General features: G+C 71.5%; 9 protein-coding genes. 3 read left to right on the forward strand and 6 right to left on the reverse strand.

Features of this window, described 5'->3' with window-relative positions; all coding sequences use genetic code 11:
* Positions 1 to 458 precede the first annotated feature (458 nt).
* Both Sm713_RS32650 and Sm713_RS32655 read left to right on the forward strand, forming a co-directional pair.
* Complete coding sequence (locus tag Sm713_RS32650; protein ID WP_374196100.1) at positions 459 to 1,784, forward strand: SWIM zinc finger family protein; 1,326 nt, start codon at positions 459 to 461, stop codon at positions 1,782 to 1,784.
* A 112-nt stretch (positions 1,785 to 1,896) separates the two neighbouring features.
* Positions 1,897 to 2,205, forward strand: coding sequence for a hypothetical protein (locus tag Sm713_RS32655; RefSeq protein ID WP_212913573.1), 309 nt, complete (start codon positions 1,897 to 1,899; stop codon positions 2,203 to 2,205).
* A 126-nt stretch (positions 2,206 to 2,331) separates the two neighbouring features.
* Here Sm713_RS32655 and Sm713_RS32660 read toward each other — a convergent pair whose 3' ends face one another.
* Positions 2,332 to 4,479: a SpoIIE family protein phosphatase gene (locus tag Sm713_RS32660; RefSeq protein WP_212913574.1), complete on the reverse strand. Its 2,148-nt coding sequence runs from the start codon at positions 4,477 to 4,479 to the stop codon at positions 2,332 to 2,334.
* 210 nt (positions 4,480 to 4,689) lie between these two features.
* Between Sm713_RS32660 and Sm713_RS32665 the strand changes: the two genes are divergently transcribed.
* A complete protein-coding gene (locus Sm713_RS32665) occupies positions 4,690 to 6,330 on the forward strand; it encodes an IclR family transcriptional regulator C-terminal domain-containing protein (RefSeq protein ID WP_212913575.1) in 1,641 nt (546 codons plus the stop codon).
* 52 nt (positions 6,331 to 6,382) lie between these two features.
* Here Sm713_RS32665 and Sm713_RS32670 read toward each other — a convergent pair whose 3' ends face one another.
* The 5 genes from Sm713_RS32670 to Sm713_RS32690 all read right to left on the reverse strand — a co-directional run bounded on the left by Sm713_RS32670 (position 6,383) and on the right by Sm713_RS32690 (position 17,156).
* Entirely contained in the window at positions 6,383 to 8,149 is a 1,767-nt protein-coding gene (locus Sm713_RS32670) for a tannase/feruloyl esterase family alpha/beta hydrolase (RefSeq protein ID WP_212913576.1), read from the reverse strand.
* Positions 8,150 to 8,216: 67 nt separating this feature from the next.
* Entirely contained in the window at positions 8,217 to 9,509 is a 1,293-nt protein-coding gene (locus Sm713_RS32675; RefSeq protein ID WP_249416843.1) for an MFS transporter, read from the reverse strand.
* A gap of 1,273 nt (positions 9,510 to 10,782) precedes the next feature.
* The gene (locus tag Sm713_RS32680) at positions 10,783 to 12,957 is read right to left on the reverse strand and encodes a trypsin-like serine protease (protein WP_212913578.1); all 2,175 of its coding nucleotides are present in this window, start codon (positions 12,955 to 12,957) and stop codon (positions 10,783 to 10,785) included.
* Between the two features lie 159 nt (positions 12,958 to 13,116).
* Positions 13,117 to 16,470 carry an ALF repeat-containing protein gene (locus Sm713_RS32685; RefSeq protein WP_212913579.1) on the reverse strand — a complete coding sequence of 1,118 codons (3,354 nt, stop codon included), beginning with the start codon at positions 16,468 to 16,470 and terminating at the stop codon, positions 13,117 to 13,119.
* Between the two features lie 143 nt (positions 16,471 to 16,613).
* Positions 16,614 to 17,156, reverse strand: coding sequence for a hypothetical protein (locus Sm713_RS32690; protein ID WP_249416844.1), 543 nt, complete (start codon positions 17,154 to 17,156; stop codon positions 16,614 to 16,616).
* Positions 17,157 to 17,395: the final 239 nt, after the last annotated feature.

Consider the following 17,395-nt stretch of genomic DNA (forward strand, 5'->3'; position numbering starts at 1 on the left):
CGCCCGGCGCTTCGGACTCTCCCGGTGTTGCGGATTCGCCTTCCCCTTCGGACCTGCCAGGTGTTCCGCCTCCGGACCTGCCGGGTGTTCGGGATTCGCCCGCCCTTCCGGGCCCGCCCGGTGGTCCGGACCCGTCCGGCGACCCGCGCACATCCGGCGCTCCGGTCACCCCGGGCGCCCCGCGCCCCGCTGACGAGGCCCGCCGCGCCCTGCGCGAGGCACGGCGTGCGCTGGCGGAGGCGCGGAGGCGAGGGGGCTCGGGGGCTTCGGTCGCGTCGGTCGGGGGCGGAGGTGGAGGTGGGAGGACTGGCGGGGCGTCTGGTGAGGCCGGTGAGCCTGAGGGGTTGGGGGCGGCCGGTGGTCTCGGGGGTTCCAGTGACCGCGCGGTGGCTGGTGACGGCCCGGTGCCCGGTGACCGCGCAGACGCCGGTGACCGCCAGGCGTCCGGTGACCGCCCGATGTCCGGCGCCCGCGGGAGGCCCGGTGGCGCCAACGCAACCGAAGCCGGTCGCGTCCGCCGGGCCGAGGGCGACGGCGGGGCGCGCACATGGTGGGGCGACGCCTGGATCGCCGCGCTGGAGGCCGGTGCCCTCGATCCCGCGCGGCTGGCGCGGGGCCGGGCCTACGCGGGACGGGGGCAGGTGGGGGACGTCAGCGTGACACCGGGACGGCTGCTCGCGTACGTGCAGGGCAGCAGGCCGCGCCCGTACCGCGCGCAGGTCCGCCTGCGGCTGCTGCCGGACGAGGCCTGGGAGGAGTTCCTGGACGCCGCGGCCGAGCACCCCGGGCACATCGCCGCACTCCTCGACCGGGACCTGCCGCACTCGCTGGCCGAGCACGGCCCCGGCCTGCTTCCCGGACCGGGCGACCTCGAACCGCAGTGCAGCTGCCCCGACTCGGGCCGCCCCTGCAAGCACGCCGCGGCGCTCTGCTACCGCACGGCCCGGCTGCTCGACGAGGACCCGTTCCTCCTGCTGCTCCTGCGCGGCCGCGGCGAGCGGGAACTCCTCGACACCCTCGCCCGCCGGCACGCGACCCGCACCGCCCGCGCGGCCCAGGCCGCGTGGGGCCCCGCGCCGCTCCCGGGCGTGCCCGCGGAGGACCTGTACGGCGCGGCCCCGCCGGGCCCCCTCCCGCCGCCGCTGCCCGCGCCGAAGACGCCCGAGCACCCGCCCGCGTACCCCGCCACCCCCGGCGGCCCCGACCCACTGGCACTGGACCAGTTGGCGACCGACGCCGCGGCCCGCGCGCACGCCCTGCTCACCACCGGCCGCGACCCCGTGGCCGACCTGACGCTGTGGCAGGACGCCGTGCGGCTCGCCGCCGCCCGCCCCGGCTCGGGCCTGACGGCCGGCACCCGCGGCCTGTACGCGGACCTGGCGGAGGCCACCGGCCGGAGCACCGGCGAGCTGGCCCGGGCGGTCGCGGCCTGGCGGCAGGGCGGCGCCGAGGGCCTCGCGGTGCTGGAGGAGCCCTGGGACCCGCCGGCCGGCCGGTTCGACCGCGCCCGCCCCGCGCTGCTGGCCGCGGGCCTGCCCGTCTTCCGGCCCTGGCGCAACCACCTGACCCACCCCCGCGGCCACATCCAGCTCCGCCTCGGCCGGGACGGCCTGTGGTACGGCTACGAGTCCGAGCCGGGCCGGGAGAACTGGTGGCCGCGCGGCGGCCCCGGCCTGGACCCCGTGGACGCCCTCTCCAGCCTGGTCGACCCCCACGGCCCCGACCGCCAGGACCCCGGCACCCACCACGCGGGCCCCGGCGGCCTCGGCGCCCCCGACGACTGACGGCGAGACGCGCCTCGTTCTTGACTGACCCATCCAGAACAGGGTGGGTTGTGGGCGGGCGGTCAGGAACTCCGCTGGTCATCCTGCGGGGTAACGGGGAAGGAAGACCGTTATGTTCATCGGACGAACCGGTCTGTGGAGTGTGGAACTGCGTACGCGGCATGCCTCACAGGTGCATGACGCTGCAGCCGAACTGGACGAGCACGGTTGGGGAGCCCTCTGGACCCCGGGCTTGGCAGGCGGAGACATCATCGCCGACGCGGAGCGGCTGCTGAAGGCCACCAGCAACGCCGCCGTCGCCATCGGAGTGCAGAGCATCTGGGGCTACTCGGCGACCGAACCGATTGCCGAACGTGTCCGACTCCGGCAAACCCACGGACGTCGATTCCTGCTGGGCCTTGGTGTCAGCGACGCGGGGTGAGGCAGCAGCCCGAGCCGCTGTCCGCGCTGCTCCCCCCTCCTCTCCGGGAGCCCTCTGCTCAACTCCGCTCTGGCCGCTCCATCTCGCACTGGCTTCTGAGGCGTGGTTGAGATGGCGACCTTCGTTTCAGTCCGTGCCGGCCTTGATCTGCCGCCGTGCGGGCCGGGGGCGGCACTCGACGAGGAGAAGGGCGATGTCGTCGCTGCTGTGCGGGCTCACGGTGGCCTCGGCCCGTTTGATGATCGTGTCGGCCAGCATGCCGAGTTCTTCCGGTCCCGCTGTGGAGATCTCCTCGGCGAGCCGGTCGATCGCGGTGCCCAGATCGGTTCCGGGCCGTTCGACGAGCCCGTCGGTGTAGAGGGCGAGGAGGGCTCCCGGTGGCAGGTCGAACTCCATCGTGTTGTAGCGCACGTCCGGCTCGACGCCCAGCAGCAAGCCGGACGCCCTGTCCAGCACCTCGGCGGTACCGTCAGGATGGCGCAGGATCGGGGGCGGATGGCCGGCGGACGCCAGCATGACCCGGTGCCGGGGAAGGTCGATGTGGGCGTAGGCACAGCTACAGAAGAGATCGCTGTTCATCTCCATGAGGAGCCGGTTCGTCCTTGAGAGGATCTCGTCCGGGGACGCGCCGACTCGGGCGTGGGTGTGCACGGCGGTACGAACCTGTCCCATGACGGCCGCCGCTTGGACGCTGTGGCCCTGAACGTCGCCGATCACCGCTCCCACGACGGACTCGCCGAAGTCGATCAGGTCGTAGAAGTCGCCTCCCACTTCCAGGGTGTGTGTGGCGGGACGGTAGCGGGCGACCACGTTGAGCTTGCCCGGCTGTGGCAGTCGGCGCGGGAGCAACCCGTCTTGGAGGCCCCGTGCGGCCTGGGCGTTGGAGTCGTGGAGGCGTGCGCGTTCGAGTGCCTGCGCGATCATGCCGGCCAGTGAGGTCAGTTCGGCGCGCTGGTCGGGGGGGAAGGGGCGTGGCCGGTCGTATCCGAGGACACAGCATCCGATGGTCCGTCCTGACACTGTCAGCGGCAGGAAGGCGAAAGCTCCCATGTTGCCGTAGTGCGGGTGGTGTGGGAAGTCGCGGATCAGGTCCGAGGTGTCGGAGTAGAACACGGGCACCCCTGTCTCGATCGCCCGGATTCCGGCGGTCTGGGATGCCAGGGGAAGGCCGTTGAAGTACGTCGGCATCTCGGGAGGGAAGCCGCCGGAGCCGACGACCTGGAGCCGTCCCTCGTCGGCCGTGAGCAGGGCGAGGCCCTGGGCGTCGAGGACCTGCATCATCTGCTCCGTCAAGGAACCGGTCAGTTCCTGCACGCTCACGGCACGCGTGAGCGCGGACGCGAGGTGCAGAAGGTGGAAGAGCGTACCGGCACGGGCCGGTGCGTCGGGCAGCGAGTCGGTGGCCGGATCCGTCGGGCCGCCGGGGGTGTCCGTCGGCCTGATGCGCATGCTGATGCCGGTGGTGTCGGGATACAGCAGGAACGACAGCCACGTGCCATCCGGCCGGGCGGCGGTGAAGCCGGTGGGCACGCGGCTGAAGAGGGCCGCGAGATAGGCGTTCTCGTAGGAGGGATCGGTCAGCCAGGGCAGCACCTCCCAGGGCCGGTGGCCAAGCAGCTCGACGCGGTCACATCCGAGCAGGCCGGCTGCTGTGCCGTTGAGGAAGGTGACGCGGCCGTGCAGGTCCAGAGCGCAGAAGCCTTCACCAAGGCGCTCGACGAGGTCGGCCGCGGGGTGGTCGTACCGCGTCGGCGGCGTCTCCATGGCGAGCGGAGTGGCCCTCGGACGCACCGGGCTGCCCCGTGCCTCGGCCGCGCGCAGTCCCCGGGCGATCAGGTCGGCGGCCTGCGCTATCTCGCGCGTCTCGACGGCGGGCAACTCCTGGGAACGGCCACCGGGCCAGAGCATCAGGACGGCGCCCCAGCAGACGCCGTCGACGAGGACCGGAACGACGTACATGGCCACCGGGTAGGGGAAGGCGAGCGCCGTGCGCGGGAAGCGCCTGGCCAGCTCCTGCTGGTCGGCGAGCCACACCGGACCGCACGACCGAGCTGCCTCGGCCACCGGTACGGGGGCTGCCAGCGCCACCCGTGACCACGGGACCACCAGCCTGCTGGGCACTCCGGTCACGGTCGTCATCATCAGCATCTTCCGCTCCGGGACCCTCAGATACAGCGCCCCAAGATGAGCGCCGACGGTCCGCGTGGCCCGGTCGAGCAACTTGTCCACCTCGGCCGTCTCCGGCGCCATGGTGCTGTCCTCGCCTCCGTCCACGTCCTCGCCTCACCTGTAACCCTCATGGCTTTCGTAATGTTTTGTCTATTTTAGCGATGGGCTTTCGCCGTAGTCACTGCCGGGCGGTCCCGTCGAGCCCCGGCTTGGACGCTGTGCTCAGGGGCGCTCACGGTCGGATCACCTCGGCGGTCCGGACGGTGGTCCGACCGGCGGGGATACTGTGGCGGTATCCGACTCGACGGAGCCCTTATGCCGCTCAGCGCCAGCCCCGACCTCGTACTGCCGTCCGAGGCTGTCGGGCCCCTGGTGCGCGGGATCGGCGTGCTGCGTGCGCTGGACGCGGTCGCAGGACGGGCGAGCCTGGGGGAGCTGGCGCAGACCACACAGAGCACCAGGGCCACGGTTGAGCGTGTTGTGGCCACGTTGGCTCGGATGGATTACGTCAGGTTGGACGGCCGGGACGTGGTTCTCGCACCCGGAGCCATGCGGCTCCCCAACGCGTACCTGTCCGCACTGCGCCTACCTGATCTGCTCGGGACAGCTCTTGAGGGGCTTGCCGCCGACCTCGACGTCACGGCGACGCTGGCCGTGGCGGATGGAGTCGGCATGCGGCTCGTGGCCCAGGCTGCCGCGCGTTCTCGCCTGGTGGCGCTGTCCCTGCCGCTGGGGGTGCGGTTGCCTGTGGCGAGTACCGCTGCCGGTGCGGTGTTCGCGGCGTTGTGGGACGGGGGGCAGTGGGAACGTTGGCGGGCGGAGACGGAGAAGCAGGAGGAGTCAGGAGCGGGAACGGAGTCGGACATGGAGCGCTTCACCGAGCGTGTGCGCGCGGCTGCCGAGCAGGGGTGGGCACTGGACGATCAGTGGCTGGAGCCGGGCCTGGTCGCACTCGCCGCTCCTGTGCGCGACCGCTCGGGTGGCCCCCTCGGCGTGGTGAACCTGGTCGGCCACACGCCGCGGTACAGCGCCGCCGAGCTGCGTGAGAAGGGGTTGCCCAGGCTCCTGAGTGCCACCCGCGACATGGACGAGGCGCTGCTCGGGACCGGCCTCGCCCCGGTGCCCGAGGGCCTGGGTGCGTCACCGTTCGAGGAGCTGGACGAGCAGGTGCCGGCGGAGGATTTCCTGCGCTCTCTCGCCCGCGGGCTGGCCGTGCTGGGAAGCTTCGGGTCCGAGCGTGCCGAGATGTCACTGAGCGAGGCCGCGGGTGCCACCGGCCTTGCCCGTGCCACCACCCGGCGTGCGCTGATCACCCTGGAGTCGTTGGGGTACGTCGAGGCACGCGGGCGCCGCTTCCGGCCCACGCCCCAGGTTCTCGACCTGGGGTGCGCTGTGCTGTCGCGGACGTCTCTGTCGCACCTGGCGCAGCCGCACCTCACCGCGCTCTGCGAACGGGTCGGCGACTCCGTGTCGCTCGCGGTGCTGGACGGTGACCAGGTCCGGTACATCGCGCGGGCCGCCGTCACCCGCATCATGTCGGTGCACATCACGGTCGGCACCCGCCTCCCCGCCTTCGCTACGTCCTTGGGACGGGTGCTGCTGGCAGGCCTGACGCCTGAGGCGCGACGCGCGCTCCTCGGGCGCAGTGCACCGGAGCCCCGCACACCGCACACGGTGACTGATCCTGGAGAGCTGGCGGCCCTCGTCGAGCGCGCCGCCCAGGAGGGCTACGCGTGGGTCGAGGAGGAGTTGGAGGGCGGGCTCCGCTCCCTCGCCGTTCCCGTGCGTGATCGCAGCGGCATGGTGACGGGAGCGGTCAACGTCGCCATGCACACGAGCAGGCGCAGCGTGGACCAGTGCCGGACGGAGGTACTGCCCGCGCTCGTGGACACGGCCTCGGCCATCGAGGCGGACCTGCACCTCGTCAGCCGTCACGCGCGTGTCCCTTCGGCGTGACGGCACGGCACGGGACGCCGTCTCGTCACCGTGCCGTGCCGTGCCGTACGGCTCAGCCGCGGCGCGCCGCGGCTGAGCACACCCAACGGCCGTGGTCCCAGGCGCACTGCTGCTGGTAGCCCGAGCGGAACGTGCCCAGCCAGGCGATGCGGTCGTCGTGTTCCGTGGCCGGCTGCCTCGCGGTGTAACTGGAGGCTCGGTTGTTCGGCCCTCCGGTCGTGTTCACGGCGATCAGGGGGTACGGGTAGACGGGCCTGGTCGCCGTGGTCTTGCCCTCGTGCGTGCTGCGCGTGACGAGTCGGGTGGGTGCCTTGCCGTGTTCGACCCAGCCGATGGCCGCACCCAGGGCATCGAACTGGTCCGGGCCTTGTCCTCCGGTGCAGTGCGCCATGCCGGGCAGCATGAAAAGGCGGGCGAACGCGCTGGTCTTCGCGCTGCCTCCCATGGCGTCCTGGACTGCTCGGTAGTAGGCGATGGTGCCCACCGGGGAGATCGCCGGATCCGCGTAGCCGTGCCAGAGGATCAGCTTTCCACCCGATGCCGAGAAGCGGCCGAGGTCGGGGTCGGTGGCATCGTAGATTCCGGCGTTCTCCCCCATGATCCTGGCGAACTCGGCCCGGGTGAAGGACAGATCGCTCAGGTCCTCGCCCGGCCGTGGCTCGGAGTGGACCATGAACCGCCAGGTGCTGGTGGCGATCTGGCTGGCAAGGGTCTGCTCGCCGGGGTGGACGGGGACGATCCAGCTCTTCCAGTTCAGCTCCGATCCAGGGAGCTGCCACCCGGGATAGAGCAGCGCGCCGTTGCCGTCGCGCGGCCCCTCGTAGAGCTTGGAGACGGCGGTGGCCTGGCCGCGGGTCAGGCAGAAAGCGCGGGTGGAGGAGCGGTGGCCGTCCTGGCACATCAGTTGGGATGGTTCGAAGTCGCACGCTCGCGGGTCGGCCAGCAGGCCGTCCTGCGTTCCGTCGTCGTTGTCGCAGGCGGCCACCACGGCCTTGTGCAGCGGGGCCAGGTCCTCCGCGGTGAGCAGCGGACGGCCGTCGCTGCCGACGTTCGCCTTGGCGTTCCATCCCTGGTACCAGACGTTGAGCGCGGTGAGGACGGAGGCCGGGGCCCCGGACACGATGCCATCGAAGTCATCGGGATAGCGCTGCGCCTCGGTGAGGCCCTGGTGGCCCCCCTGGGAACAGCCGTCGAAGTACGAGTACCGCGCCGGCGTGCCGTAGAAGGCACGGATGATGTGGTGTGCGGCGAGGGCGAGTTTGTGGTCCGACGCATAGCCGAAGTCGGCTCGCAAGGTGGGATCGGTACCGAAGGCCGCGTTGAATCCGCCGGCGCCCTGGTGGCCCTCGTTGCTCGATGCGACAGCGAACGTGCCGTTGGTCAGGGGTACACAGCCCTCGGAGGCCGGGGCGTCCACCGACACCGTGCCGCAGTAGCCGCCGCAGCCGGTCTGAAGGTACCGCTGATGCCAGGTGCGCGTGGGCAGCAGCAGCTCGAACCGCACCTGCGGCGCGATGGTGCCGGTGACCCGGCAGGCCTCCCAGTGGCCGAGCTTGTTGTCGTCCGCCCTGACGTCGGCGGCCGAGTCGACGAAGGTCGGTGCGCCCTCGACTCCGGCCAGATCGAGACCGGTCAAGCCGGCGCACTCCGTGGCGGGTGCGGTGGCGCGCGCGGTGCTCGCGCCGCGGTGTCCCTCACGGGCTGCGCCGTCGTGGGCGGGGACGCCGACGACTCCGATACCGACGAGCAGAAGCAAGGCGACGATGCCACTGCCAAGGAGTCCGGCCCGGGGCGGCCACTTCCGATACAAGGCTGTCATGGATTTCCCTTCTGTGGAGCGTGAGCGTCGGAGGGTGCGTCGTCGTGCATGGAGGACGTCTTGGCGATCAACCGGTGGCGCGGGGGAGGGGGGAGCCGTGGTCCGGTCGTGGCAGGTGCCTGGCATGGCGAACACGGGGGACGAGCGAGATCGCGGTGGCCCCGACCACCGCGGTCGCGGCGAAGGTGAGGAAGCCGAGCCCCGCGGTGCCGCCGCTGAGGACGGCACCGCCGAGGGCCGGACCGGCCACGGCACCGATGCGGCCGATGCCCGTCACCCACCCCAGACCCGTGGCACGCGCCCCGGGCCCGTACACCGCGGCCGTGGCCGCGTAGACCATCGTCTGGGCGCTGAAAAGCCACACCCCGGTCAGGAAGACGACGGCGTATGCCACGCCAAGCGGGAGGTGGGCGCTGAGGACGGACGCTCCGGCGGCGGTCAGCATGAACCAGAGTGCCGAGACCCGTACCGCGCCGAAGCGGTCGGCGGCGCGTCCGGCGACCAGCATGCCGACGATGCCGCCCGCGTTGATCACCATCAGGAACGCCACGGACGAGGACAGCGAGTACCCGGAGGCCCGCATCAGTTCGGGCAGCCATGTGGAGACGCCGTACACGAGCAGCAGACCGGCGAACGAGGCCAGCCACAGCAGCGGGGTCGCCCACCGAGTGCCGGAGGCGAAGAGCGCCGCGATGGCGGCAATCCGTCCCCTGGTGCCGGTCCGGAGGGATTCGGGGGCTTCGGGATGCGGCAGCCCGTAGCGATCTGCGACCGCCTGGGCGGCTTCCGGGCGGCTGCGTGCCAACAGGGCCGTGGGCGACTCGGGCAGCCACCGCACGACAAGCGGCAGAGCGGTCAGCGCAGGCAGCGCTCCCGCCCAGAAGATCCAGCGCCAGCCGTGCGCGGGGGCGACGGCGAGGCCGACGCCCGTGGCCGCCATACCACCGGCGTGGTACGAGGTCATCATCAGCCCGGTTGCCAACGCCACACGGTGGACGGGAGCGAACTCCGTCACCAGGGCCAGACAGAGGGGCATCAGACCACCGAGTCCCAGCCCTGACAGGAACCGGCCGCTGCCGAAGGCGGTGACGTCCGAGGACAGAGCGCATACCGCCGAGCCCGCGGAGAAGAGCAGGATGCTGGCGCCCACCAGCGGCTTGCGCCCCAGCCAGTCGGCGAGAGTGCCCGTGGTCAGGGCCCCGACGAGCATGCCGAGCGTGGCCCAGCTTCCGACGGTTCCGGCTGAGGCCGTGGTGAGCCCCAAGGACTCGTCGTCCAGCAGATGCGGCATGACGGCGCCGTAGATGTTCACGTCCATGCCATCGAAGTAGACAGCCACCCAGCACAGACCGATGACCACGGCAACGGAGCGGAAGGAGCGAGGCGGACGGGAGGGCACGGGCGGAGAAGCCACTGGATCCCCTTCTCTGTTCGCGATGCGGATTTTCATTCGTATTGCGAACGCCAGAGGCTACGGGTTGGCGCATGTACTCGGCAAGGGGGCGAGGTGACCGACATCCGGACGACCGGGGTGTGGCGGTCGCCCTGCTCGTGGGACGGGGGCGAGCCGCACTGTTGAGCCTGTCTGGCTGTCGTGAGGCTGAAGAGAGCGGCTGGACCTTCCCGGCCGGTTCGGCATTCACGACTGGCGGCAGGGCAAGGTCACGAACAGCCTGGATGCCGGGGAGAATCCCGTGGAGGTCTCCGCATACGTGAGGCGCCACTTGCCGGGATGCACCGAGGCCCAGTACTGCTGGCGCTGCGTCGAGGGGACTCGCGAACTGGCGTCCGGGACGGTTCCCTGCATCGGCCTGGGGGATCACATGAGGCGCCTGATCGGTTGGTCACCCCAGCCTGTGATGCGGAGTCACCTGGCGGCGGGCCCGCACGACGACCCCTGATCGCGTGGGGGCCCGCCGGTGGCACCGGCCGGGGGCCGCCACCCCTGGCCTGCCTGGAGGCATCAGGGGCCTCTGGCCAGGCATTTTATGGGCGCAGGTGCATGTTCTCGCTTTTCGTCTGGATCGGCCCTCACCTGGGTGTTCCCACCGGTTCCTGACCGCTGTTGGTCACGCGTTGGTCACGTGACCAACTATCGGCTCGGCTCTCCGGGCTGTCGCGCCAGAAGTGGATGGTTGGACTACCCTTCGCTGGCATTCGCCGCAGGTTCGATTCCCCGGCAGGAGCCACAAAACATGGCTGGTTGGGGGTGAGGCGCTGACCTGTGGGTCTGTGCCACGGTGAGGGTGGAGGGACGGTCCCGGCCCGTCCTGGTCAACTCCGGAGGGGGCCGGTGAACCTACGCGTGCCCGGGGGGTGAACTCTGAGTTCGACCTGCGCTCGGGAGGCGGCCTCAGTATGTTGCGCTGCATCCGTCGCGCCTGTCCCGGCCGCCCGGGCCGGTAGCCGCCCACCATCGAAGACCCCGGACGGCTCGTCCGAGACGGCCACGAGTCTGCGTTCTGCCCAGTGGGGACGGTCGGTGTGCAGCCGCGTGGCCAGGTCCCCCAGTTGATCGTTCCTGGGGAGAGGGTCACACACAACCGGACCAGACACCACCTCAAGGTGTCACGGACGCCACATCACACCGCCCCTTCTCCGTCGGTCCGTCAACGTCCGGGCACCGTACGGCACTACCGGATCGCCGTCCCGAACGCTTGGCCGCCCGACGGGATGCCGTCCTGGCCCGGCTGGTACACGGTCACTGGCTGGTCCGCGCCGCCCGTCAGGTTTGGCCAGGGCACCGAGTAGGCGGCACCCGGGGGGTACGGGCCGAGGGGCATGCCCACGTAGATGTGGGTGGGGGACGCCGCGATGTCCTGCCCCATGCGCTCGCCGGCGCCGGGTGCGCCGGGAAGCCCGTGGTATCCGGCATAGAGGACGTCGTTGTGCTGGCCGGGCGGGCCGAGGAGGGTCACGGTCTGTATTCCGCCGGCCGCCGTCGTGGTGCCCTGCGCCTCTCCGGGCACTCCGATCACGAGCTGGAGGCTCTGCCAGGTCGGCTCGGTCCTGGGGGAGAGATTGAGGGCGGCGAGACTCTCGCCGAAGCGGTCACCGGGCTCGGCGCCGCCTGTGACGTCCGGCGTGTCCTGGTTGATCACCTGGTCCTGCGCCCAGGTGCCCGAGGCGGTGACACTGAAGGTGAGTACACCGCCGGCGTTGGGCATGTCCTTTCCGGAGGAGTCCGTGAGGGATTCACCGGGTACTCCGACGGCGAGGATCGAGTCGCCGTCGGTTCCGCTCCCGGCCAGGCTGACGGATGTGCCGAGGGCGTCGCCGGTCTCGGCGCCGCCGGAGACGTCACCGCGATCCTCGTTGATCTCCGCGCGCTGTACCGGCCTGCCGTCGGCGCCGAGGGTGTGTGAGAGGAGCCAGACATCCCCGGCGTCCAAGGCGCCGCCGATGTCCCGGCCTGGGGCGCCGATGGCGATGTGGTTGCCGTCCGCCGCCACTGACCAGCCGGTTCTGGCTCCGGTCTGCCGCTTCCCGGTCAGACCCGCCTCCGCCTGGACGGCGACGTTGGTGCCGCCGCGCACGTAGATCACCGCCCCGGCGCCGTCGAAGCTTCCCAGCCCCTCCCCGGGCGCGCCGATGACGATGAACGGATCACCGCTGCTGGTGTGACCGGCGGACAGTGCGTAGCCGAGGAGATCGCCCTGTTCGCTCACCGCCTCCTTGAGTGCGCCGTTACCCTGGCCCTGCTGGTAGTTGTCCGCTGCCCGGCCCTGACCCAGTCCGGCAGCGGAGCCGTGGATCACGGTCACCATGCCCGCGTCCTGGGCGCCGCCGAGGTCCTCGTAGGGCACGCCAACGACCAGGTCGGTATAGCCGTCCGAGTCGTAGTCGACCGTGGCGAGGCTCTGCCCGAACCTGTCGCCCGGCTCTGAGCCGCCCGGCACGAAGGACAGGTCCTGGTCGATCTGAGCGGTGCCCTGACCTCCGCCGTAGACGATGCGGACCAGTCCGGCCTCGGCGTCGCCGCCGACCGTCGCCTCCGGGTCGCTGATCGCGATGTCCTCGACGCCGTCACCGTTGAAGTCGACGAACGGCGCTTGACGGACGACGGAGCCGATCCAGTCACCGAGGCCGTCGACGCGAGAGTTGACGGCCTGTGTCGATGTGATCTCGGGATCGATGCCGAAGCAACCGCCCTGGTCGGAGCGGGATGCGAGGGCGACGATGCTCGCCTGGTCGCCGTTGGTGCGGACCAGGGGGCCACCCGTGTCGCCCGGGCAGACGGCCGCGTCGTCCCCGACGGCCTCCAGATCCGTGCCCGTGAAGGGTCCGGCGGAGAACGTGCCGTTGTGCAGGGCGATCGGTGCCCATTCGTCCCCGGTGCGGCCATAACCAGTGAAGATCAGCTTCTCCCCGGCCTGCGGCGCCGTGTCGGCGAGCACTGCGGGGCGGACGCCGGCGACCGGCGCGGACAGCTTGGCGAGGACGATATCGCGGTCGTCGCGCGGCACGAGCTTCACCACGGCGCGCTCCGCGCCCTGCGTGGTGGTCAGGTCGGTGCGGCCGATCACGGCCCGGGTGGGCTGCTTCGGTACGCCGGGCGGCACGTGGATCGAGCTGGCGGGATCGTCGGCGAAGCAGGAGGCGGCGGTGATGAGCCACTCGGGGTCGATGAGGGCCCCGCTGCACCCTCTGGTGCCGTCGCCGATGTCGAGGCGTGCGGTGTAGCCGCGTAGGTTGTTCGACTCCACGGGACCGGTGACGGCGTGGGCGGGGCCTGTCGTCGAACCGATCGCGGCCACGGCGATCAGGAGCGCGACCGTGGTACGTCTCTTGCCGAATAAGAGCGTCATGTTCCTGTTTCCTCTCACCTACCTGCTCGTGGAGTTGTCGACGAGCGTGTGATGCCGGCCGGGGCCCGTCGACGTGCCGAACGGAGTCCAGGGCCGTCGACGGTCATGGTGACGTGTGCGGTGTGTGCGGTGTCCTTGGCCGGCGGAATCACGGTCCGGTCAGTCCAGGCCCACCAGGCCGAGGAACGACGTGCCGGTGTCCTCCAGGAAACCGGACACCCTCGACCTGGCCTCGTCCGCGAGTCCCGTGAGGCCGTCGAGCACCGCGGCGGCCGCGTTGTCGTGGCCGTAGAACAGCCCGGACGCACCCGTCGCGAACGAGGCCAGGCTCTTCATGATGTCCGGCCACTCCGCGATGACGTGCACGCCGCCTGCCAGCCAGGAGATGCCTTTCATGGTGTTCGAGAGGCCAAAGAGGAACGCAGCTGCCGGCTGGCCCTCCGGGATCCGAAGGGCGACCAGGGCCGCTGCGCGGGAGGTTCTCGACAACCATCCGGCTATGGTGTGGACCTTGCCGGAATAGTTGACCCACTGTTCCCGGGTCAGACCGAGGAACCTGCCCTCCTCCTCGGCCGTGGACTCGTCGTTCTCGGGGGTGTCGGCGGGATCGGTCCCGTTCTCGGCGGCCTCCCGGGCCCTGCGCTCCGCTTCGGCGGCCGCTTCGGCGATCTCCTGCCGTCGCTTCTCCCGCGCGATGCGGTGCGCGTCGCTGGCCGCCGACGCTGCGGCAGCGGCGTCCTGGCCCGCCTGCTCGGCCGAAGCACGCGCACTTGCCGCGGATTCCGCCGCCGAGGCGGCCGAGGCCTGGGCCTGGCCGGCGGAGGCGTAGGCCCGGTTCACGGAGTAGTTCGCGCTACGAGCAGCGGTGCGGGCCACGACCGCGGCCTCGTCGGCCTGCTGCGCGGACGCGGCGGCCTGCGCGGCCGACGCGTCGGCCGCATCGGCGTTGGAACGGGCCTGTGCGGCCGCGCTCGCCGCGGCGTCGGCGTAGCCCTGGGCCTTGGCCGCCCAGTTCGACGCGTCCTCGGCCGCCTCTCGGGCCTCCGCCGCGGCCTTGGAGGCGCGTGCGGCGTCCTCCAGAGCTTTCTGCGCGGTATGGGCGGCATGGGCGATGGCGGCCCGGATCGCGGCGACATGGGCTTGGGAGTCGTGGTCCAGGCGGGCGACGTCGTACTGGTCGTGCGCGACGAACGACCGTCTCATGTAGGCGGACCCTTCCAACACGACCTTCGCGGCCGCCTGGAGGTACGCGCCCCCCTCGTTGAGGATCCGGAAACACTCGACGTTGTCGTCCTGCTTGACCGCCTCGGCGTACTCCGTGCTCAGGAAGCGGGACAGTGCCTCGGGGCTGCCGTCCTCCAGCGCTGCCTCAGCCTTTGCCTTGACCGCCCGGCCGGGGTCGTGCCCCAGAATCGTGAAGATCTTCACGCGGTTCTCCGTGGCGGCCGAGTCGGTCAGGCCCGAAGTGAGAAACCAGTTCGCCGCATCGGGATCCTCGCTCTCCAGGGCCTGGCGAGCCCCCGTCGCGACATCCGGAGCGGCCACCTCGGCAAGTGCGAGCACCGTCTCGCGATCGTCCTGCCGCTCCGCCGCCGGCCGGTCGACGTCGATCCAGTTGAGGATCTCGTTCTCGCCACCGGCGAGAGCGAACTCCGCTGCCTGGCGTGTCCATGTGCCGTGACTGTCCAGGAGCATGACCGCTGCTTGCCGTCCGCAGACCACGGCCCCGGCATCGTCTCCGGACGACAGGGCATCCTGCGCCTGTGCGAGGAGGTCCCGGGTCTCCTGGGACGTCTGGTCGTCCTGGGCCTGCTGCGTGGCGATCCGCTCCAAGGCCTCCTGCTCCTGCACGGCCTTGATCCGGGCCACCACCATCCCGACCTCGGTGTCCTGCTGGATGCGGCCGGCCTCCGCCTGGCGGGCCGCCTCCTCGACGGCCTGTGCTTCCTGGACCGCGTCGGCGGCGGTGGTGGCGGCCTGGACGGCGGCGTCGGCGTAGGCGGTGGACCGTTCGGCGTGGTCGATCGCCTCGCCGGCGTGCTCGGCCGCCTCTTCGGCGGCGTCGGCGGCATGGTCGGCATGGGTCGCCGCGGAGCCGGCCGCTCGATGAGCGGCGCCGGCGGATGCGGCCGCCTTGTCGGCCAGCTGACGGGACAGCTGTGCGGCGCTGGTGGCGCTGGCTGCCTGCGCGTTGGCGTCGGCGGCGGCCTCGCGTGCCTGGCGGGCCTGCTCGGTGGCGGCACCGGCGGCCTCGGCCGCGGCGGCGGAGGCGTTGGCCGCGTCCGCGGCGTTGCCCGCGGCGGAGGCGGCCGCGGCACCGGCTACGGAGGCCTGGGAGGAGGCGACGGACGCCTGCTCCGCTGCCTGCGCGGCGGTACGGGCCCGTGCGGCGGCGTTGCGGGCGCCTTCGGCGGCCGCGCGTGCCGCGGCCGCCTTCGTGGCGTCGGCGGACGCGGCGATGGCGGCGCGATAGGCGCGTGCCGCCGCACTTCCCGCCTGCGCCGCCGCAGCGGCGGCGGCTTGTGCTGCCTGTGCCGCCCGCTGCGAGGCGGACTGCGCGGCACGGGAGGCGCTGATCGCGGTCTGGGCCGCACGGGCCGCGCCGCGTGCGGCGTCGGCGGCCTTGTCGGCGGCCTTGGCCGACCTGCGGACGTCATCCTGGGCGGCCTGGGCTTCTTCGGCTGCCTCAAGGGCCGCTTCCTTCGCCTTGAGCGCCGCTTCCTTCGCCTGCTCGGCAGCGGCGACCGCCTTCTCCGTCTTGAGTTTGGCCTTCCGTCCCTCGCTCTCGACGATCGTCACCAACTGGTCGATGGTGGCGGTCTCCTCGTCGCGTGCGCGGGCGATGTGCTGGCCTGTACTGAGGAACCAGTGAACGGCTTTCGGGGAACCGTCGTCGAGCGCGCGTTCGGCGTACTCCCTCACCTGAGGGGAGGCGGTGTTGAGGATCTTGAAGACCTCGACCCGCTCGTCCTCTTCCTCGCCGGTGTACCGGGTTTCGAGAAGGAAGTTCTCCAACGCCTCCTGGGTGTCCGTCTCCAGCGCCGTGGTCGCGTTCCGCCGAGTACCCGGGCCGCCGGCGTTCAAGGCACGGAACACCTCGACCCGCAGATCCGTCTTGAGCGGCGCCGTGTAGCCGTCCCGGAGGTAGCCGGCGATGGCCTCGTCACCGCCTGCCAGCGCCCGCTCCGCGGCTGCCCGCACCGACGTGCCGGCCCAGGCGAGGCCCTCGAACAGGGTGACGCGATTGTCCTCGGCCCTGGCCCGGGGGAGTTCGCTGGTCAGGAACGCACCGACCTGGGCGTCGGTGCCGGCCAGCGCGGCAGCGGCGGACTGCTGTACGGCACGGCCGCCGGTCCGGTAGGCCCAGACGGCCGCGCCGCGGTCGGTGTCGGGTAACCAGCCGGGCAGGTCGGTGTCGCCCTCCCCGGCTCCCGCGGCGGCTCCGGCGAGGGCGACCGACCTGGGCAGTGCGGCGGCGGTCAGCGCGGTCCGGGTGGTACGGCGTCTGGGCACGAAGTTGAGTCCTTTCACTCTCTGATGCAGGTATGAGCGGTGGAACGTCGAGGTCCGCGAATCGCGTCACGCGGCACGAAGGAGTCGGCGAATCTCGCCGTCACGGCGGCGCACTTCCCGGACCGGGAGAACGCGGGCAGCCGCTACCTGGACGTGATGATCTCGACGAGCGAGGCATGACGGCCCTCGTTGGCCTCGCCCAGGGCGGCAAAGGAGTCGGCGTCCACGTGGTACCGGTGCTCCTCGCCGCCGACCGTCGTCGACAGTTCGGCCGCGTAGTCGTTGGTCTGCGCGCCGTAGACGGCCGGCAGGTCCAGGCTCAGATAGCCGCTGGTGCCCGTGGTCCGGAAGCAGAACTTCTCGGTGTTGTCCATGCGGACGTATATCTCCAGCAGGTCCTCCTGGCTGTCGCACGGGGTCAGCACGATGTGCCCGTCACCCCTCTTCAAGAGAATCCCCTGCTCAGCGAGGATCTCGTCGGCCCGGGGATAGGCGAAGTCCTCGACCGCGTAACCAGGGGCGGTGTCGGCGGCGGTCGTTGTGGTGCTGCCCTTGGGGTGGGTCCCGTCGGGGAGGCCGGCCCCCAGCCCGGCCCACACAAGGCCGGCGCCGACGGCCAGCCCCAGCGTGCGGACCAGGAATCTCCTCCGGTGCGGCTGGGCCGCCATGGTGATGCGTGCCTTCATCGCTCTCCCCATCTCCCCACGTGGCCTGTCGAGGGCCGTTTCGTACGACTCCACGCACGGTCCGTGCGGAGGCGCCGTCACGCCTCGGTCGACGGATGCCAGTGTGGCGAGCGTCTGACGCCGTGTCGTTGACGTTCCGTCCGCACTCCTTTGACGTCCAGTCCACGACCCCTTGACCGTCTGCCCTCATCCGCGGTGCCCTCGCACCACGGTCGCGACGGCCTGGAACGGGCTGATCG

The sequence above is a fragment of the Streptomyces sp. TS71-3 genome (assembly GCF_018327685.1).
In the GTDB taxonomy this organism is placed as follows: Bacteria; Actinomycetota; Actinomycetes; order Streptomycetales; family Streptomycetaceae; genus Streptomyces.

Bases quoted from the DNA above. Each gene is read 5' to 3' on its own strand.
- Sm713_RS32650 (WP_374196100.1), top strand. From the start codon at position 459: ATGTCCGGCGCCCGCGGGAGGCCCGGTGGCGCCAACGCAACCGAAGCC.
- Sm713_RS32655 (WP_212913573.1), top strand. From the start codon at position 1,897: ATGTTCATCGGACGAACCGGTCTGTGGAGTGTGGAACTGCGTACGCGG.
- Sm713_RS32665 (WP_212913575.1), top strand. From the start codon at position 4,690: ATGCCGCTCAGCGCCAGCCCCGACCTCGTACTGCCGTCCGAGGCTGTC.
- Sm713_RS32670 (WP_212913576.1), bottom strand. From the start codon at position 8,149: ATGACAGCCTTGTATCGGAAGTGGCCGCCCCGGGCCGGACTCCTTGGC.
- Sm713_RS32680 (WP_212913578.1), bottom strand. From the start codon at position 12,957: ATGACGCTCTTATTCGGCAAGAGACGTACCACGGTCGCGCTCCTGATC.
- Sm713_RS32690 (WP_249416844.1), bottom strand. From the start codon at position 17,156: ATGAAGGCACGCATCACCATGGCGGCCCAGCCGCACCGGAGGAGATTC.